We start from the raw sequence: 19,094 nt of genomic DNA on the forward strand, positions 1-19,094 counted from the left end.
CAAGGTTGGATGGAGAATAATCTACCTAAACTATTTCATAATATGGGTTGTACTTCTTTTATTTTGGATTGACTATAGCAAGCATTAAAAAAGCCCTGCAGTTGCAGGGCTTTTTTACATTAAAGTCTAAGGTATATCCTAGAACGGAATATCATCATCTACAGGGCCGTCTGGCATTGCTGTAGGCTTAGATTGTGCAGGTTTCTGTGCTGGCTGATTGAACTGGTTTTGCTGAGCAGGCGCTTGATTATTAAAACTGTTCTGACCACCTTGAGCCGCTGGTTGGTTATAGCCGCCTTGATGTGCCATCTGGTTATTTGCTTGCTGACCAAAGTTATTCTGGTTGTTTTGGCCACCTTGATTATTATAGCCGCCACTCTGACCTTGGTTCTGACCACCAAAGCTATCTCCACCCTGACCGCCGCCAGTTTGACCATCGAGCATCTGCATTTGTTCAGCACGAATCTCAGTAATATAACGGTCTTGACCACTTTGGTCTTGGTATTTACGTGTGCGCAAACTACCTTCGATATAGACTTTGCTGCCTTTACGCAGGTATTGCGCTGCGATTTCACCTAGACGGTTAAAAAGTGCGATACGATGCCACTCTGTCGCTTCTCTTTTTTCGCCGCTTTGTTTGTCTGTCCACTGCTCTGATGTCGCAACCGAGATATTGGTTACGCTACCGCCATTGCTGAATTGGCGTGCCTCAGGATCTGCTCCGAGGTTACCGATGATGATAACTTTATTGACTCCGCGCATGATACCGTCCTTTTAGTTATGAATAATTTAATGAACTGTTTTAATCGTTATCTGATAGCATCAGTTGGCACTATCAATTGTATAATTTTACTTTAACCAATTTTTATCGAAATATCTATAGGCTACCTATGGTGCACGTCAGTCTATGTCGCTTAGATACTCTATCTTGATATACTAGTCGATATTGTAGAGTCCAATAAATAACAGGTAATAGATAAATATGCTGCTATTTTGCCATTTTAAGACGCTGAAGAACACCGTCTACCTTTATCGATATTGCATAGCACCTTACTTATTATCAAATGATTTAGAGATTTCTAGTTAGCATCAGAAGGCTTGCGATGCATGCTCAATGTCACGCTACCCAGCTCTACGCCAAATTTTTTCATCACTGAGCGATTGAGCATGACATCTTCATTGATAAGATACATCCAATCATCGAGCGTTACTTTATAGGTTTTGTCCTCGACAGGTAACTCTAATAAGTAATTCCAGTGCAACGTATTGCCAACCACTTTCCCTGTTGCCTCGCCAATGACATCACCTGCCACACCTTTCCAGCTGCCATCTGTCTGCTCAGTCAGACGCCATATACGCTGCGATTTCGTGCCATCTGCCCACGAGAACTTCTCGTTTAGGACAATGACATCATCTCCTTCGTGGGTCGCATCAATATCGACATAAAAGCGTTTTTTGACTTCGCCATTTCGACCTTGGAACATACCCCAACCATCAATTTGACCCGAAAAAAACTCATGCATGTCGAGCGTTGGTGTGGTGTTCTGATAGGCCTGAATATTTTGTGTAGCGCAACCAGAGGTCAGCAGCATGGCTGATAGACCAATACCTATTGTTAGCTTGGATATTGAGCGATGCGCCTTCTTTTTACCCTCAATGACATTACCAGACAACATAAATTTACTCATATTAATTCCTTTTAAATAGAGATAAATAGTTAGTTTCTATTGATTGATATTGGTGGTTTATGAGATTGCTGTCTGTACAATTTGTGCTATTTGTCTTTGTTTCTATATAGAAACATAAGCCTAAAGTTGTTATATATCTAGCGGACTCTGCGCCAAACTCGATAGCTGCTGACGTGAATCATCCGTCAACTGTGTCTTATCTAATTTTAAATAGGCGACTTGCTCTTTTGCCATTACGACCAGCTCATCAACACCATCTACTGCCAACATCTGCCGTGACCAATCTTGAATATTGATGTCTTTAGGAATAGTAACTGTCGTGCTCGATAGATAAGGAGGCTGAGAAATGGGAATAATGATAAGTAGTGCGGCACCCATAATAATAGCCAGCATGCCCCACGCCAACAAATTAGGTTGGCTCAATAACAGACCACCCATTGCCCCGCCTACAAATGCTCCAAAGAACTGACTAGAAGAGTTAAGCCCCATCGCCGTCGCTTTGTTGGCGACTGGTGCGCGCTTAGATATCCATGAGGGAATCGTCGCCTCAAGCAAGTTAAAGCCCATAAAGTACAGCAGCAAACCAAATATAATACCAACACCGACCTGACTACCAAGCGCGAGTATTACTAAAGCGGCGGTCATTAATGCAATCGCACCCAAAAAGACCTGACGCATTTTGCGTTTCTTTTCAGCGATTATGATAAACGGTATCGCGATGGCGAAGCCAATAAACAATAGCGGCAAATAAACCATGCCTTGCTGACGTACTGACAAGCCAAGTACGTCACTGAGCTGGTGCGGCAATATCACAAATATCGCTGTCATCGTCAGATGTAGCGCAAAGATACCGATATGTAAGCGGTTAAGATCGCCAATATTAAGGACAGTGGCTAACTGTTGACCGATGGTCTTATTATCCAGATTGTGCTTGAGCACGCGCATAGGCGTCGGTACTACCACCAATAGCAGCATCGCCAATATAGCAAATCCTGAAGTTAGCCAAAACAGCCCAGAGATACCGAGCGAGCCGACTAATAATGGACCAAAGGCAAAGGCCAGCATAATAGAGGTAGCAATCGTCAGCCCCATCGTGGCCATCGCTTTGGTACGCATTTCCTCACGAGTCACATCAGCCAGTAACGCCATCAGCACAGCAGAGACCGCACCACTACCCGCCAGCGCTCGACCAATAATCACTTCGTAAATATCCGTCGCATTTGCCGCAATCATGCCGCCGACAGCGAACAGTATCAATCCCAAAAAGATAATAGGCTTACGCGGGAATTTATCAGCAGCCAAACTCATCGGTATCTGAAAAATAGCCTGCCCTAAGCCATAAATACCAACGGCCAAACCAATCAAAAACGGCGTCGCGTGTGCATAATTGTCACCGTAGACAGAAAATACCGGCACAATCATAAACAAGCCAATCATACGTAAGGCAAAGATGCCACCGACTCCGAGGATTGCCCGTTTCTCTACGCTATTCATACTTGCCTCACTGGTTGATCATTGCTGGTTGCTCATTGCTATCTTTCACGACTAACACTTGCGCCATACCATGATTTATCACTACTGGTTTATCAAGGCATTGGCCTATAAATCAAGCCCCCTAGTATAAGACATTCGCCGTTTGGTTGCCGAGACTTTTGTCTTACTGGTGCAGTAACGTATGCGCCCTCAACCCAAGCCATTCATATTACGAGATTATTTTGTTACCAAGTGCATCAGATGCACAGTCATGCCTTGAATAATGCTGTCACCATGACAATAAAGTAAAACGTTGTCAGCACAATTAATGGCTCACTCACCCCATCTACGTAACGACGAACGCTTCTATAAAATGACATTTTGGTCAAAACCATAACAAACGATGCCTGTTACTTAACACTGATTTGATTTAGATTTGCTGAGTCCTATAAAAATAGTCATAGGAGCGACAAGCAACGTAAAGCCAAACAACAATAGAAAGTTAATAACTAGGTTGGCATAACTTTTACCTTATCAATATATGTACCTTTTATAACGACACTACTTATAACAACACTATAAATTTAGAATTATTCACCTTTTAACCAACCACTTTACTGATCTGTATTTACTTTTTGACTTGAGATATTTCCCAATCCCCTTTTAGCAAATAGGAAACCTGTAACCGATGGCACATGACCATATCGCAATACGCGGCGCACGTACTCATAATTTAAAAAACATCGATTTAGACATCCCACGAGATAAATTCGTGGTAATCACTGGCCTATCTGGCTCTGGTAAATCTTCATTGGCATTTGACACCTTGTATGCCGAAGGGCAACGTCGTTATGTCGAAAGCTTATCGGCATATGCTCGTCAGTTCCTCTCGCAAATGGAGAAGCCTGATGTCGATAGTATCGAGGGTCTATCCCCTGCGATTGCTATCGAGCAAAAATCAACCAACCATAACCCACGCTCGACCGTCGGTACGATTACCGAGATTTATGACTATTTGCGTCTGCTCTATGCACGCATCGGTACGCCATATTGCCCTGAGCATGGTGAGCCAATGGTTGCGCAGTCAGTCACTGAGATGGTCGATCAGGTCATGGCATTGCCAGATGACACTAAGATTATGATCTTGGCACCGGTGATACGCGAGCGTAAAGGTGAGCATACCGTCTTGCTTGAGCAGCTGATTGGGCAAGGTTTTGTCCGTGTACGCGTTGATGGTGATGTCTATGATACCGACGAGCTACCGACGTTGGATAAGAAGAAAAAACATACCATCGAAGTGGTGGTCGATCGCTTTAAAGTCCGTGATGACTTGGGCAACCGTGTCGCTGAGAGCTTAGAGACGGCATTACGTCTAGGTCAAGGACTGGTCACGCTACACTTTATGGATGGCAATCCAAAAGAAGGCGGTGACGAAAACCAAGTGATGTCAGCCAAACATTCATGCCCTGTCTGTGATCGTGCAGTGCCTGAGCTTGAGCCACGTATGTTTAGTTTTAATAATCCATACGGCGCATGCCCAAGCTGTGATGGTCTCGGTAAACGTCAATATTTCGCCGCTGAAAAACTGATTACTCATCATGAGAAGTCACTTAACCAAGGCGCTATCAATGGTTGGGATAAGCGTCATGCGTACTATTTTGGTTTACTTAGTACCGTCTGTAAGCATTTTAAAATCGATATGGATGCGCCATGGCAAGATCTGTCAAAAGAGCAGCAAGACCTTATCATGCACGGCTCTGGTAAAGAAAAGCTGACCTTTAATTTTACCGATGAGCGCGGTCGTAAGACCAATAAGACTGTACCATTTGAAGGTGTGCTTCCCTACCTAGAGCGTCGTTATGCCAAGACGCAAAGTAACCTCGTTCGTGATGAGTTGGCTAAATATCTCGCAGATACCACTTGTAACGTCTGTGACGGCGCGCGTCTGAATGAAATCTCACGCAACGTCCGTGTTGATGATCAGACCATTGCAGAAATCGTTAAGCTATCTATCGGTGATGCGGCTGACTATTATAAAACGCTAAAGATTGGCGGTCATAAAGGTGAAGTCGCCGAAAAAATCTTTAAAGAGATTAATGAGCGCTTAAACTTTCTCGTCAGCGTCGGGCTTGATTATTTAACACTCGCCCGTTCTGCCGAGACGTTATCGGGCGGTGAAGCGCAGCGTATTCGTTTGGCTAGTCAAATCGGTGCAGGTTTGATGGGCGTCATGTATGTACTTGATGAGCCGTCAATCGGTCTGCATCAGCGTGACAATGACCGTCTGCTAAAAACCCTAACGCGCTTACGTGACTTGGGCAATACGGTACTGGTCGTTGAGCATGACGAAGATGCGATTCGCCAAGCAGATCACGTCATCGATATCGGTATCGGTGCAGGCGTACATGGCGGTCATATTATCGCTCAAGGTACAGTCGATGACATCATGGCAAACAAAGAATCGCTGACTGGACAATATATGTCTGGTAAGAAAAAAATCGAGATTCCAGCTGTGCGTCATAAAGCCAAAACTATCGATGTAGAGGTCAAAGGTAAGGCCAAAGCCAAAAAAGTACCGATGACCATCGAGCTAAAAGGCGCGTCAGGTAATAACCTACACGATGTAGATTTGACCATTCCTGTTGGTATCATGACTTGTGTGACCGGTGTCTCAGGTTCGGGTAAATCAACGTTGATTAACCGTACGCTTATGCCATTGGCAGCGACTCAGTTAAACAGTGCCTCAACGCTGATTGCCGATAAGTTTGAAAGCATTAGCGGTCTTGAGCATTTGGACAAAATGGTTGATATCGATCAAAGTCCAATTGGTCGTACACCGCGCTCAAACCCAGCGACTTATACAGGCGTGTTTACCCCTGTGCGTGAGATGTTTGCCCAGACCCAAGAAGCACGTGCCCGTGGTTATAAGCCTGGCCGCTTTAGTTTCAACGTAAAAGGCGGACGCTGTGAGATGTGCCAAGGTGATGGTCTCATCAAAGTTGAGATGCATTTCTTGCCTGATATGTATGTGCCGTGTGATACCTGTGAAGGCAAACGCTACAACCGCGAGACATTAGAGATTCACTATAAAGGCAAAACCATCGCTGATGTGCTTGATATGACGGTTGAAGATGCCGTTGAGTTCTTCTCAGCGATACCAGCCATCTATCGTCGTCTGCAAGCACTGATGGATGTCGGTCTGAGCTATATTCGCTTGGGTCAGTCTGCGCCAACACTATCAGGTGGTGAGGCGCAACGTGTCAAACTGGCGCGTGAGCTTGCCAAACGTGATACGGGACAGACGCTGTATATCTTGGATGAGCCAACTACTGGTTTGCATTTCCATGATATCGATAAGCTGCTCAATATCCTGCATGCTCTACGCGATAAAGGTAATACTATCGTGGTCATCGAGCATAACTTGGATGTTATCAAAACGGCAGATTGGGTGATTGATCTAGGCCCTGAAGGCGGTAAAGGTGGCGGTATGATCATCGCTGAAGGTACACCTGAGGAAGTGGCGGAAGTCAAAGAATCCTACACGGGTATATTCTTAAAGCCAATGCTTGAGCAAGGTATGAAAGAAGTCAGCTAATACCCTTAAGTCCTGATTGATAAAAGGCCACTCTTTATAGGGTGGCCTTTTTATTGGGTGGAATAAAGCTATGCGCGAACCGCAAATCTAAATTGATATGCGTGTATAAACCCTCAAACTCTATTGCTTCGTTACGTTACCTTTCTTAATATTTATTAAATATACTTAAAAGTTAAATGTATTAATATTTAAGGGGTTAGATATGACGCGTAAACGCATACGATATAGAAACAACTGGTTAATAAAGATATAACCCTCACAAATTGCGTTACTCACTTTTGTACGACCTCTAAAACTTTTAAGGACTTCTTATGAAAAAATTACTATTTATTGTCTTAGCATCTACTGTTGGCGTTAGTGCCTGTGCGTCAAGCGGCACATCAAATGGTGCAAGCGATCGCAACCATCAAAGACCTGCGATGTCAGCGGATATGAAGCAAGCCATGGATGATTGTGCTCAACGAGCTGGCGTGAAAATGTCTAAAGAGAGTCGTCCAAGTAAAAGTGATATGAAAAAACTAGAAGCCTGTATGACTGCAAAAGGGTATAAAAAACCTGAAGGACATGGCCAAGGCCGTCCGCAATAACTAGCATTTTTTACATGACTGATGATGAAAGGCTACTCTTTAGGGAGTAGCCTTTTTTTGTTGGATTAGGTTTGGTTGATGTTGACATATAAAAACACTAAGCGAAAACTTGCCTAGGGTTTCATTTGATTAAGCATAAAATATTTAGTTGTTTGAGAGTAAATCATAATTTTCTGAAAAATCTGGATGTATTTTATCGACCGTCTCAAAAAACTCTTCTTTTGTTTTAGACAGTTTCATAATAGTAGTAACAGATGATACTAATTGCATTAGTTCTGGATGACCTTTGTCCGGAGTCAATACCTGATGTAATCTAGTGCCTTTATTACCTAGTTTTTTAGCTCTATTTTTTAGCTCTGGCAAAATTTCAGGCGCTAGTTTTTTGTATATAACTTTATTAGTCACATGTCCAAAAAATCCTGGACGCTTTACCTTCCCATTTTCAGGGGGATATGGCATGTCGTATAATCTAAACAATTCTTTATAATAGTCGTCAGGAAAAGTTTTAATCCAAGCTTGCAACTCATTATCTACGAACTTTTCGAATAGCTTAGCAAGTGCATCTTTTTTACGAGCTTCCTGATAGCCTGTAACTTCATCGACTAAACTAGTCATTCCTACTTGCGATAATGCTCTCACTAGTATTTCCGCTTTTTTAGCGGTGCCTATTTGAGACGGGTGCAATTTCTCCTCTTCTCTAGCTTTTAAATAAAGATCAGCAACTAGTGGAAGAATATTCGCATCATAACCGCTTTGAATATTACCTTTTAAATCGACATACTCAATCTTCTTAATTACTTTCCTTAAGTCATCAGATACAAAGGGCTGAAGATTTTTAGCATCCATAAAAGTAGGAATATTGACTAATCTTGCATTTCCTCTTCCAGGTCTATCAAGCGCATCAAAAACAGCGTTCTGTCTAATAACACGTACATCCCCTTCAATTACTGCTACATCTAAACTATTATCTCCGATCTTTATCTCACCTTCATAACCTGCTTTAGGCAAGCTAGCTCTATGTTTTCTTGCTTCTACTCCTTTCATAGCACGAGCCTTACGCTCTGATGTTGTCATTTTTGAAGCCGTTGCTTTACCACTGTTTTCGCGTCCCATACTTTTCAACTCCCTATTGGATAAAATTTAATTATATATACAAGTAAATTACTTGTAAAACTAAATTTTAAGTTAATTACTTGTATAATTGTATTACAAGTGATTAATCGGCAAAAAGCCAGCTCGTAGATTAGCTTGACGAAGGAAACCCAACAATCCAATATTAAGCTAAGTTAACATTGAATCTGTCGTAGGTTGGGTTAACGAAGGAAACCCAACTGTCTCGTATTCATCAAAACCAATTCGTTGGGTCTCATCCTTCGACACCAACCTACAATTTAAACGTGGAATCACCTACAATCCGTAGGTTGGGTGGAGCTTGCGACACCCAACAAAATTAAGTAATATCAGTTATTAGTTATAATTTGTAGAATAGCATGCAGTATCGAAGGCACTATCAAAAAGGAGCAACCTACTTTTTCACTATCAACCTAGCTGATAGGTCTAGCGATTTGCTAATCAAAGAAATTGCAACACTTAGACACTCCTTCAAACTTGTTAAACAAAAACACCCTTTCTACATTGATGCCATTGTTATCTTGCCAGACCATTTGCATATGTTATGTACTATGCCGAATAATAATGCAGACTTCTCTAAACGAATAAAACTCATTAAATATTACTTTTCTTATAACATGGCCAAAACAGAATCTATTTCGAGTAGTAGACTTAAGAAGAGCGAGCGTGGTATTTGGCAACGTCGATTTTGGGAGCATTGCATTCGCGATGAATCAGACTATCGAGCACATATTGATTATATTCATATGAACCCTGTTAAACATGAGTATATTAAACAGGTTAAAGACTGGCCATATTCCTCATTTCATCGATTTGTGACGGATGGCTTGCTTCCTATCAATTGGGGCGAATGAGAATATTTTTTTAAAGTAAACGTTGGGTGTCGCAAGCTCCACCCAACCTACAAGTTAGATATTTTTCAGACTTAAGGTAATTAACGTTTAACCTAAATAAACTCCCTTTCAACATTCATTACTCTTGCATCCACCGTACGCTCTAGCTTTTCCTCAATCTGACTACATTGCGACTCGACCTCACGTTTAGACAGCCCGACTATAACGAATGTCCATTCGCTGGCGTCATGGCGGTCACGCTCGCCACTTTCGCACACCGCAACGCTTGGCGTATTGCCAAAGCGCGCATGCAATCCGCCCATACGTTGGCGTTTTTCTTTTAATGAGCTACAGCCAGGTAAAGAAAAGGTCAAAGTTAGAATGACAATATGCATTTTATTCTCCTTGTGACAGTGGTTTACGCTTTATAATAGTAGCAAATAAGCACAGCAAGTTATGCTATCTTTACCTCTATCCATATCGATATCGCAGCCAATATGCATATTCCTCCAATGACTTCTATCAGCTACGTGCAGCAGCAGCGCATCACTCGGCTATGCGTGCGCTGCGGATTACTGCTTATGCAGTATGGCGCTGAGTCTGCCGTGGTAGTGGACTTATCGAAGCGTTTGGGGTTTGCATTGGGAATGAGTAGCGTCGAGTGTTCGCTAAATTTTAATGCGATCACTTTGACGACTATCTGTAATGAGCGTTGTATTACCACCACCCGAGATACGATCAATCAGAGCATCAATGTCAATTTATTGGTACAAATCCAGCAAATCATCAATAAAACCGAAGCCACTATCAATAATAATGATCTGATTGACCGCACAACCCTTGCGTTTGATGAGTTGGATAAAACGGTATACCCGACATGGCTAGTGGGCATATTTGTGGGCGCATCTTGTGCCGCGTTTGCTTATTTAAATGGCGGCAGTTGGTCGATTACCGCCGTAACCTTTATCGCGGGTATGGTGGCGATGTTTACTCGTATCTATTTATCCAAGCATCACTTTAACCCTTTTATTACCGTCATTGTGACGGCTTTTATTGCCTCTTTGATTGGGGCGACGACCTATTATTTTGATATTGGCAATAATGCCGATATTGCCGTGGCTTCTAGCGTGTTGCTACTGATTCCAAGCTTTCCGCTGATTAACTCTTTGTCCGATATCTTAAAAGGCTATGTCAATATTGGGATTGGACGTGCGGTTTTTACTTATATGCTGACCTTATCCGCCTGTGTGGGCATCGTGATGGCGCTGGTGTTACTACGCATACAGCACTGGGGGTTTTAGATGTGGTTTATTGAGACCGTTGTGCTGTCATGTATTATCACCCTTGGTTGGACGCTGATGTTCAGCGTGCCCAAACGCTATATTTTGCCGTGTTTGCTGATGACGGCGTTTGGCTTTGGGTTAAAAACGGCGCTTGTCTATCAGCATATACATCTGGTGGTGGCCAGCTTTTTTGGCGCGATGCTCGCCAGCTTTTTTGGCGTGTATTTTTCTAAAAAATATACCCTACCGCCCAAAGCGTTAATCTCACCCAGCGTCATCTGTATGATGCCAGGTATCGCCGCTTATAAGGCGATGGTCAGTATGGTGCAGATTGGTTACTTTGGCTTTTCAGACGAGTTATTTAGCCAAATGATGGTGTATTTATTCGAAGCCTTGTTTGTGACCTCAGGATTGGTACTGGGCTTGTCCATTCCTGGGCTGTTATTTTATAGACGGCGTGCCATAGTCTAGGCAGGTTTAAGTGGGTTTAAATGAGATTATTATGTGTTAGGCTATTTTTGTTTAAATACTTTTATAAACTGATGCTAGCTGGCACACCCTTATGATAAAAAACTTGTAAGATGGATTATCCATACCCATTACAATAGAGTTCAAAACTGTACCGATACTTAATGAAGAGACATAACAATGACAAAGCATTACGATTATATTTCCATTGGCGGCGGTAGCGGCGGTATTGCCTCCATTAACCGTGCCGCAAGCTATGGCAAAAAGTGCGCGATTATCGAAGCCAACCAACTGGGTGGCACTTGTGTGAATTTGGGCTGTGTGCCCAAAAAAGTAATGTGGTATGGCGCGCAAGTGGCTGAAGCTATCCATAAATATGCGCCAGACTATGGTTTTGATGTTGAGTTAAAAGGTTTTGACTTCCAAAAGCTGGTACAGAGCCGTCAACAATATATTGAAAACATTCACCGCGCTTATGACAATAACTTGGCCAAAAACGGCGTCGAAGTGATCAAAGGCTTTGCCAAGTTTGTCGATACCAATACCGTAGAAGTAAATGGCGAGCTGATTACCGCTGATCATATTTTGATTGCTACGGGCGGTCATCCTATTCAGCCAGACCTTAAAGGTGCAGAATACGGCATCGACTCTGACGGCTTTTTTGCGTTGAATCACTTGCCAAAACGCGTGGCGATTGTAGGTGCTGGCTATATCGCTGTCGAGATCGCAGGCGTGTTAAACAGTCTGGGTGCCGATGTGCATTTGTATGTGCGCAAACACTCGCCACTACGTACGTTTGACCATACTATCGTAGAGACTTTGCTGATAGAAATGGAACAAGCTGGCATTAAATTACACACCAATACGGTGATCAGTGAAGTCAATAAAAATGACGATGACAGCCTGGATTTGACCACCAACGATGGCGGTGAAGACTGTATCGATACTGTCGATTGCTTGATATGGGCGATTGGTCGCGCGCCATCGACAGACGGTATCAATCTGCAAGTGACAGGGGTTGAGACGACTGAGACAGGTAAAATCAAAGTCGATAAATTCCAAAACACCAATGTCGATGGTATTTATGCAGTCGGTGATATCATCGAGAACAGCGTAGATCTAACGCCTGTAGCGATTGCTGCTGGTCGCCGCTTATCTGAGCGTCTGTTTAATAATAAACCCAATGAGCACTTAGACTATACATTGATACCAACGGTGATTTTTACTCACCCGGCTATCGGTACGATTGGGCTGTCTGAAATCGACGCGATCAATCTGCATGGTAAAGAAAATATCAAGTGCTATACCTCAACGTTCACTGATATGTATAGCGCGGTCACTCAACATCGTCAAAAATGCACCATGAAGCTAGTATGCTTGGGCAATGACGAAAAAGTCATTGGTTTGCATGGTATTGGTTTTGGCGTCGATGAGATGATTCAAGGCTTCGCAGTCGCTATCAAAATGGGCGCGACTAAGGCTGACTTTGATAATACCGTTGCCATTCATCCAACTGGCTCGGAAGAGTTTGTGACGATGCGTTAAGCTCACTGTTTAACGTTTCTCTTATTCTTAGCTATTATAAAAAAGGATGCCATTTGAGCGTCCTTTTTTATTGTCAGTCATGACGTAAGCATATACCTTCGTATGCTTAAAACGCTCTTATGGCTTTTATATCGTACTGATGACTACTGTACTTTCTAATCATTATTCGCATTGAAAAATTTAAAGCAAGGCATACTGACAGCGCAATCCTGTTGCTGCTATGATGCCCTTAATACTGACCGTTGAGAGATGACTGTGTGGCAGGTGTACTTATTTATATTACCGATTGGGCTTGGCATCATGACATTAGCAGCGAGTTTGTTGTTCTTATTCGCTTATCTCATGTCGGATGATAATGCCACGCGCTTGCCAGCATTTAACTGGTTCAAGCGCTTAATCATTGTGGCATTTATGCTGCTGAGTATTGGTCTGTTTATGACCTTTGGTCATTTTTGGGGTTAATTTAGGTAGAATATTTTTTAATGCTTTTTACTAGGCCAAGTTGATTAGCTAACGACTTTTTCTAGTTCTAATAGCTCTAAATCATCACGCTTTGGCTCGCCATTGTTGCCATCATTGGGAAATGGCATTTTATTACCATTGAACTGATAACCACGACGCTGATAGTAAGCCAAAAGCTCAGGACGATGACTTAGTATAGACATAGTCAGACGGCTAGGCTGATTCAGTGACTGTAAATGACGATCTGCAAAGGTCTCAGCCGCTTGTAAAATCACATTGCCAACACCCTTCCCTTGTAGCACAGGATGTACCGCAAACATGCCGATATAGGCTTTCTTATTTGAGGCAGCATCAGTTTTGATATCGACAGCGATACAGCCAAGTATCTCACCCGTCTCATCTCCCTCACGATTGCCCGTTGTGGTTTTCGGATAAACAAAGTAATAGTGATTAGGGTCATTGATTACGGCGGCGAGCTCCGCTGATGTGGTCCTGATACCACCTATCAAATCGGCCTCATTGGTCCAACCTGCTGTCTCGCGATAGCAGCAATTCAATAATTGTTCAAGTGCGCCAATATCATCCAATGTCGCTTCACGCAAAAATACCGACTCTTTATCAAAATGGTCTGTTTTTATATTGCTGCTATTTATATTGTTTTCGCTCATATTATAATTTTTCCTTTTCCGTCTATGTATAGTTGCATTCAAATAATTTCGATACAAGAAAACCGAGTGCAAGCTATACATTAGTATACTTAATGAGGGTGACGATGTAGCGGATTTATGTGGATTTAGCCATATAAAAAACTGACTTAGATTACTAAGTCAGTCTAGGGGTATGTCATTACTTAGATTGTGCAGCTTAAAATGAGAAAAATTGTAGATAAACGAGGAAAAAATTGCCGTTAATATGAATATATTTGCAAAATTTCTGACGACGTTTAGCAAAATTTAGCCATTTTAAGACCACTAAATGTATTCATGTGCTAATTGATGACATGCCCCAGATACTAATACTTATTGTTTTATAGTACTAGCGCGATAATACATGCGCTTGCTCAATAATATCAAGCCCTGCATTAAGCTGAGCGCGTGTCGGTGCATGACCACGGCGTAATAGCTCGGAGAAGGCAACCAACTCTTTATCACGTCCAAGCGTACTTGCCGCACTAGCTCGTGTGTCTTCGCCGTCATCATCGAAGTAGTATTCTATATAGTCGTGCGTATCTGGCGTACCAAATAGAATATTGTGATCTGGTGTCTCTGCATGACCACTATAGCGTAGGCTCTTGCCATATTGCATGGTCCAAAAGAAAGGGATACGCGCCTCTAATGAGTCAACACTGTCGTCGCTTAGGATTGCAGCTGCCGTGACCATGCCATGCTGCAGCGCCACACGCCAATGCTCGATACGCATACGGCCCATTTGATTGCTGGCTTTTGCAATATCACCTAGCGCATAGACGCCATCGCGCAGCTGTAGATGCGCATCGACTTGTACACCATCTGGATCGTTAACTTCGCTCAATATCTCTGTACGTGGAGACACGCCAGTACCCAATATCACGATATCAGCATCAATATGCTCGCCATTCGCCAGCGTGACACCGCCTACATTTGAAAAAGTTTGGTTATCTCCATCCTTGTCTACTTGACGGTCAATCTTAGTGATTTCGTTGACGGTTGCGTCAAACACAAAATCGATGCCCTTCTCTTCATGTAACTTAATTAAGGCGTTACTCACCGTTTCAGAGACAATATTGCCCATCACGCGGCTACCTTGACCAATCACTGTAATAGAAGCTGTCGTACCAGCTTGTGCTAATGCCGAAGCGGTCTCCATACCGATAAAACCTGTACCAATGATTACCACCCGCTGATCATGACTGGCCGCTTTAATTAATTTGGCATCACTCATGCTGCGTAGCGTATATACACCATCCATTTCAGCACCTGTAATAGGTGGTAAGTTCGGTTTAGCGCCAGTGGCGACGACCAAGAAGTCTGCAGTCTGTCGCTCGCTGTTGCCATCATTATCCTCTATGACGACGGTCGCTTCATTGGGTAGCACTTCGCTAACCGTTTGGTTGAGGCGTAACTCAATATTGTTATTATTCACCCAGTCAACACCGCCCAATAGCAGCTTATCCTCGTCCATCTTGCCTGCCAAAAACGCTTTGGATAATAAAGGTCGGTTGTAAGGAGCTTTGTCATCTTTACTAATCAACGTAATCTTGCCGCCATAACCACCCTGACGCAACTGGTCGGCTGTCATAAATCCTGCACCGCCACCACCAACGATAATGGTATGAGTGTCAGTTAGTTTATCATTTTCGACCTGCCCCATTACCTGAGTTGAGGTATCGACTGTCAGATTATCACCATCATGAGTCAGCTCATACTGAGTCAAACCCTTTGTCGCTATCGGCTCTAATAGTGAGCCGTCACGACTATCAAAAGTCGCATGATGCCAAGGACAAACTACCCGATTGCCACAGCGTAATCCGTTACCCAAATCTGCGCCCGCATGTGGGCACTTACCATCGAATGCCCGGAACTCATCGTCATCATGAGTGATTAAAATGATACTATCGTCTTCTTGCTTATACGACTTCATACCACCGCTTGGGATATCCGCTTTACTGATGGTGACTGTGTTGATCGTTGCGTCGGTCATAATGCTTCCTTAACAGTTATAATGATGTCTAATGACAGCAGGTTGAAAATGACCGTAACCAACCAGACAAATTCAACTTATCCTATTATTTTTAATATGCTATGCATTGATAGTAGCAAGAGCGCCTCGCACACGATGTTTTTTTGTATGTTTGCTGCGTTGCAAAACGTAATTATGCGACTTTATTTTCCGCACTCCTTTTACTTCTAATCATCATTATTAAACAAAATAAAAGACGACCTTATGACTTCTCAAGACAACCAAAACGACATAACCACTACTGCTGGAGCCGGTTTAGATAGCCAAGCTGTAGCTATTGATCCAACAGCCAGTGAGCAAATTGACCTAGCTCATATTGATGTTGCCACTATTACAGATACTGCAAATTTGCCACAGCCAAGTTTGCAGCCAATACAGCAAGCGACTTATAAAGCCAATACGACTGATTTTATCGTTAATGAGCTATTGCCATTAGACTTCACTGGTGAAGGTGAGCATTTATGGCTACATATCGAAAAATCAGGCATGAATACTACTTATCTGGCGAAACTACTGTCAGAGTGGGCAGACATTCCATTACGTGATGTTGGCTACTCAGGGTTGAAAGACCGTCACGCGTTGACGACTCAGTGGTTTAGTTTGCGCATACCAAAGAAGCAATTGCCACCTACTGAGTTTGCACCAGTGGACATTGGCGAAAATGAGACTGTCACTATCCTTGCTCAGCACTGGCACAATAAAAAACTCAATCGCGGTACGCACCGTGCCAATCAGTTTGTTATTACTTTACGTGATATCCAGTTTGCGAGCGTTGGTGACAAAAATGGCGAAAATAACGCATCACCCGAGCAACTACTATCTGCAAAAGAGGCCGTCGAGCAGCACTTAACGCGCATTGGTGAAAATGGTGTACCCAATTATTTTGGTCCACAGCGTTTTGGTCGTCAGGGTAACAACGTCAGAGAAGCTTTATCACTGTTTGCTCGTCCGCCGCGAGAGCCGCGCCCACAACCAAAAAAGAGCAAACGTAAGCGTGCCCCTCGCGAGCAAAATACGATGGAATTGTCTGCTGCGCGTAGCTTGATATTTAATGAGATATTGGCAGCACGGGTACGTAATGGCAGCTGGAACACTGGCCTAGCAGGCGAGGTTTTTAATTTGGATGGTTCAGGATCGATATTCACTAGTGAGACACTAGATGATACGTTACATGCTCGTATTGATAGTGGCGATATTCACCCAACTGCCGTGCTATGGGGTACGGGTAACGATAAAGTCATCGGTAGCGCTGCAGATTTAGAGACCGAGGTAGTACAACACAGTCCACTACTTATGCAATTGGCAACTGGATTAGAGCAGCGTGATATCAAAGCGCAAAGACGAGCGCTACGCCTACCGATTGAGGCGTTAAGCTGGGAATGGTCGGACGATCAGACGCTAGTATTAAACTTTACTTTGAAGACGGGTAGCTTTGCCACAAGTGTGCTCGCAAGTTTAGTGCAGGAATTAGCGTCTTGATTGGATTAAATCGAAGCCTCAATTGGACCAATCAATAGAATATCAGCCATACCGATAATACTTATATAGTGTTAGCGGTATGGCTGTTTATTAATGGCTGATCGTTAATGACTAACAGCTTTTATAGAGCCATTGCTTACCGCCTTCTTTTTCAGCCCACATCTCATTTGCACTGACAACTTGATTGCGACCACGGTGCTTGGCTTCATATAAGGCCTTATCCGCTGTGCTAATAAGCCGCTGGCAGATATCACTAGGCAGCTTTTGCATTGAGGCTATTTGGCTTTCCGCGCGCTGAGTAGCAATTGGCTTGATAAGAGGTGACGTTCGAGCGACAGTCTTTTGCTGCGTAATCGTTTTGTAGCCTTGCGCGATACAATCTCGCTCTTCATGAGTTAAAGTATATAACCCAAAGCTTGCTGTCACATTAAAGTCAGCCAGACCTTCAATCTTCATAACATGTTCAGCAATATTGAGGCGTAATTGCTCGGCAATCATCATAGCACTATCGTGCTTCGTATCTGGTAATACAATTAAAAACTCTTCGCCGCCGTAGCGACTGATGATTGTCTTATCTGTTAATGATTGCGATAGCGTCTGCGAGATTTCAATCAGAACCTGATCACCTACATCGTGTCCATAATTATCGTTAATCTGTTTGAACCAGTCCAAATCTAACAGCATGACGCTTAAGTCTTGATATTCTCTCACCGTTGCCAAGGCATACTTCATCTTTTTCAGACCGTAGCGACGATTTTTAAGCTGAGTAAGCTCGTCCTGATTGGCGTGTCGTAAGGTCTCAAATCGACTATCATCTAATACCAACAGTAAGGCACGGAACATATAGACTATAAAAATCGCTTTTGGCAGCGCTAAATATAAATGCGTCGACCGCCAAAAAAATGCGGATGAGCGCTGTAGCTCGTTGATACTATCCCAATTTAAGACGTTGTTTTCAAAAGCCAACGCAGCAACCGCATTTTCAGCAGCCATAATCTCGTTGTAAGTTAGATAGTTATGACTTTCAAGCATGGGATGAATGACAGTCAATTGGCGTAAGTTAGGCAGACTGATACCAAAGTAAGGTGACATGATCGCTAATAGCATCAAGATAATATGCAGCCAAAACATACGCCAAGCATAGCGGCGCTTAATCAGCATCATGCCAAGCATAGCGCCGCCGACGAGCGACACGCCTGCAAACAGACTGCTATACCCTATCATCACAACAACAGTAGAAATGTAGGCGGTGTAAACCAAAACCAAAGCTATCTGCCATCTGCTTAAAACAATGTCATTATCATTGCTCGAATGAAATAAGCCTTTTACCATGCACAAAAAAAACAGTCCAACAAAGCTAATCCCAAGCCATAATGGATATAAATAATGTATGTTCACATAGGTGTTTAACGCATCTTGCTGCCACCAGACATACAAGCACCAGAACCAATGCAATGACACTTCTAACACGATAAATAAGGCCATCAGCGATGTTCGGTCAGCAGCCTGCCACTCAAAAATCATTTGAGAGATTTTGTTGTAACCTAGATGGGATATCGATACAGCCATAGAAGGGCTACCGCAGAGAGTATAAATGCATTAAAGGTGTAAATGCGTTGAATATATAAGCGCTAAAATCAGAGTGAAAGCATATTATCCGCTCTGAAATTTTCATATCAAGTGTTACAAGTTCTTGCCTTATTATCAATCTATTTTACGCATTTATTTCCCAATAATTTCTCTATGAATGCAATTTTGTTTACTTACCCATTCTTAGCCTTATTCATCATGATAAATAAGGCCCTATTGCTATTGAAAACAACCTTATTAGA

General features: G+C 42.9%; 16 protein-coding genes. 8 read left to right on the forward strand and 8 right to left on the reverse strand.

Going from position 1 to position 19,094, the window contains the following annotated elements:
• Nucleotides 1–138: 138 nt before the first annotated feature.
• The 3 genes from ssb to QO187_RS04010 form a co-directional block, all read right to left on the reverse strand.
• Entirely contained in the window at nt 139–762 is a 624-nt protein-coding gene (gene ssb, locus QO187_RS04000; protein ID WP_101204383.1) for a single-stranded DNA-binding protein, read from the reverse strand.
• A gap of 317 nt (nt 763–1,079) precedes the next feature.
• Nucleotides 1,080–1,688 (reverse strand): DUF3833 domain-containing protein, encoded by a 609-nt coding sequence (locus QO187_RS04005; RefSeq protein WP_371547392.1) that lies wholly within the window; start codon nt 1,686–1,688, stop codon nt 1,080–1,082.
• Nucleotides 1,689–1,817: 129 nt separating this feature from the next.
• The gene (locus QO187_RS04010) at nt 1,818–3,182 is read right to left on the reverse strand and encodes an MFS transporter (protein ID WP_371547394.1); all 1,365 of its coding nucleotides are present in this window, start codon (nt 3,180–3,182) and stop codon (nt 1,818–1,820) included.
• A gap of 667 nt (nt 3,183–3,849) precedes the next feature.
• Here QO187_RS04010 and uvrA point away from each other — a divergent pair.
• Together uvrA and QO187_RS04020 are read left to right on the forward strand one after the other, a co-directional pair.
• Nucleotides 3,850–6,756: an excinuclease ABC subunit UvrA gene (gene uvrA, locus QO187_RS04015; protein WP_371547397.1), complete on the forward strand. Its 2,907-nt coding sequence runs from the start codon at nt 3,850–3,852 to the stop codon at nt 6,754–6,756.
• A 311-nt stretch (nt 6,757–7,067) separates the two neighbouring features.
• A complete protein-coding gene (locus tag QO187_RS04020) occupies nt 7,068–7,343 on the forward strand; it encodes a hypothetical protein (RefSeq protein ID WP_191114121.1) in 276 nt (91 codons plus the stop codon).
• A 144-nt stretch (nt 7,344–7,487) separates the two neighbouring features.
• On the opposite strand, the gene QO187_RS04025 is transcribed toward QO187_RS04020, so the two are convergent.
• A complete protein-coding gene (locus tag QO187_RS04025) occupies nt 7,488–8,456 on the reverse strand; it encodes a P63C domain-containing protein (protein ID WP_191114122.1) in 969 nt (322 codons plus the stop codon).
• A 377-nt stretch (nt 8,457–8,833) separates the two neighbouring features.
• Between QO187_RS04025 and QO187_RS04030 the strand changes: the two genes are divergently transcribed.
• Entirely contained in the window at nt 8,834–9,328 is a 495-nt protein-coding gene (locus QO187_RS04030; protein ID WP_371547402.1) for a transposase, read from the forward strand.
• Between the two features lie 92 nt (nt 9,329–9,420).
• Here QO187_RS04030 and QO187_RS04035 read toward each other — a convergent pair whose 3' ends face one another.
• Entirely contained in the window at nt 9,421–9,702 is a 282-nt protein-coding gene (locus QO187_RS04035) for a DUF503 domain-containing protein (protein ID WP_371547405.1), read from the reverse strand.
• Between the two features lie 117 nt (nt 9,703–9,819).
• Here QO187_RS04035 and QO187_RS04040 point away from each other — a divergent pair, with 117 nt between their 5' ends.
• From QO187_RS04040 to QO187_RS04055, 4 genes are all read left to right on the forward strand, one after another.
• The gene (locus tag QO187_RS04040; protein WP_371547589.1) at nt 9,820–10,608 is read left to right on the forward strand and encodes a threonine/serine exporter ThrE family protein; all 789 of its coding nucleotides are present in this window, start codon (nt 9,820–9,822) and stop codon (nt 10,606–10,608) included.
• A complete protein-coding gene (locus QO187_RS04045) occupies nt 10,609–11,061 on the forward strand; it encodes a threonine/serine exporter family protein (RefSeq protein ID WP_371547408.1) in 453 nt (150 codons plus the stop codon).
• Nucleotides 11,062–11,238: 177 nt separating this feature from the next.
• The gene (gorA, locus tag QO187_RS04050; protein WP_371547411.1) at nt 11,239–12,603 is read left to right on the forward strand and encodes a glutathione-disulfide reductase; all 1,365 of its coding nucleotides are present in this window, start codon (nt 11,239–11,241) and stop codon (nt 12,601–12,603) included.
• A gap of 249 nt (nt 12,604–12,852) precedes the next feature.
• Nucleotides 12,853–13,065, forward strand: coding sequence for a hypothetical protein (locus QO187_RS04055; RefSeq protein ID WP_057761343.1), 213 nt, complete (start codon nt 12,853–12,855; stop codon nt 13,063–13,065).
• A gap of 44 nt (nt 13,066–13,109) precedes the next feature.
• Here the strand turns inward: QO187_RS04055 and QO187_RS04060 are convergent, their stop codons facing one another.
• Together QO187_RS04060 and QO187_RS04065 are read right to left on the reverse strand one after the other, a co-directional pair.
• Nucleotides 13,110–13,733: a GNAT family N-acetyltransferase gene (locus QO187_RS04060; RefSeq protein ID WP_371547414.1), complete on the reverse strand. Its 624-nt coding sequence runs from the start codon at nt 13,731–13,733 to the stop codon at nt 13,110–13,112.
• Between the two features lie 367 nt (nt 13,734–14,100).
• Entirely contained in the window at nt 14,101–15,744 is a 1,644-nt protein-coding gene (locus tag QO187_RS04065; protein WP_371547417.1) for an FAD-dependent oxidoreductase, read from the reverse strand.
• A 243-nt stretch (nt 15,745–15,987) separates the two neighbouring features.
• Between QO187_RS04065 and truD the strand changes: the two genes are divergently transcribed.
• A complete protein-coding gene (gene truD / locus QO187_RS04070; protein WP_102092806.1) occupies nt 15,988–17,262 on the forward strand; it encodes a tRNA pseudouridine(13) synthase TruD in 1,275 nt (424 codons plus the stop codon).
• A 111-nt stretch (nt 17,263–17,373) separates the two neighbouring features.
• Here the strand turns inward: truD and QO187_RS04075 are convergent, their stop codons facing one another.
• Entirely contained in the window at nt 17,374–18,831 is a 1,458-nt protein-coding gene (locus QO187_RS04075; protein ID WP_102092805.1) for a diguanylate cyclase, read from the reverse strand.
• Nucleotides 18,832–19,094: the final 263 nt, after the last annotated feature.

The sequence above is a fragment of the Psychrobacter sp. Arc9 genome (genome assembly GCF_041431295.1).
Classification (GTDB): Bacteria; Pseudomonadota; Gammaproteobacteria; order Pseudomonadales; family Moraxellaceae; genus Psychrobacter.

Coding starts and splice junctions, on each gene's coding strand:
- ssb (WP_101204383.1), bottom strand. CDS start 762: ATGCGCGGAGTCAATAAAGTTATCATCATCGGTAACCTCGGAGCAGAT.
- QO187_RS04005 (WP_371547392.1), bottom strand. CDS start 1,688: ATGAGTAAATTTATGTTGTCTGGTAATGTCATTGAGGGTAAAAAGAAG.
- QO187_RS04010 (WP_371547394.1), bottom strand. CDS start 3,182: ATGAATAGCGTAGAGAAACGGGCAATCCTCGGAGTCGGTGGCATCTTT.
- uvrA (WP_371547397.1), top strand. CDS start 3,850: ATGGCACATGACCATATCGCAATACGCGGCGCACGTACTCATAATTTA.
- QO187_RS04020 (WP_191114121.1), top strand. CDS start 7,068: ATGAAAAAATTACTATTTATTGTCTTAGCATCTACTGTTGGCGTTAGT.
- QO187_RS04025 (WP_191114122.1), bottom strand. CDS start 8,456: ATGGGACGCGAAAACAGTGGTAAAGCAACGGCTTCAAAAATGACAACA.
- QO187_RS04030 (WP_371547402.1), top strand. CDS start 8,834: ATGCAGTATCGAAGGCACTATCAAAAAGGAGCAACCTACTTTTTCACT.
- QO187_RS04035 (WP_371547405.1), bottom strand. CDS start 9,702: ATGCATATTGTCATTCTAACTTTGACCTTTTCTTTACCTGGCTGTAGC.
- QO187_RS04040 (WP_371547589.1), top strand. CDS start 9,820: ATGACTTCTATCAGCTACGTGCAGCAGCAGCGCATCACTCGGCTATGC.
- QO187_RS04045 (WP_371547408.1), top strand. CDS start 10,609: ATGTGGTTTATTGAGACCGTTGTGCTGTCATGTATTATCACCCTTGGT.
- gorA (WP_371547411.1), top strand. CDS start 11,239: ATGACAAAGCATTACGATTATATTTCCATTGGCGGCGGTAGCGGCGGT.
- QO187_RS04055 (WP_057761343.1), top strand. CDS start 12,853: ATGACTGTGTGGCAGGTGTACTTATTTATATTACCGATTGGGCTTGGC.
- QO187_RS04060 (WP_371547414.1), bottom strand. CDS start 13,733: ATGAGCGAAAACAATATAAATAGCAGCAATATAAAAACAGACCATTTT.
- QO187_RS04065 (WP_371547417.1), bottom strand. CDS start 15,744: ATGACCGACGCAACGATCAACACAGTCACCATCAGTAAAGCGGATATC.
- truD (WP_102092806.1), top strand. CDS start 15,988: ATGACTTCTCAAGACAACCAAAACGACATAACCACTACTGCTGGAGCC.
- QO187_RS04075 (WP_102092805.1), bottom strand. CDS start 18,831: ATGGCTGTATCGATATCCCATCTAGGTTACAACAAAATCTCTCAAATG.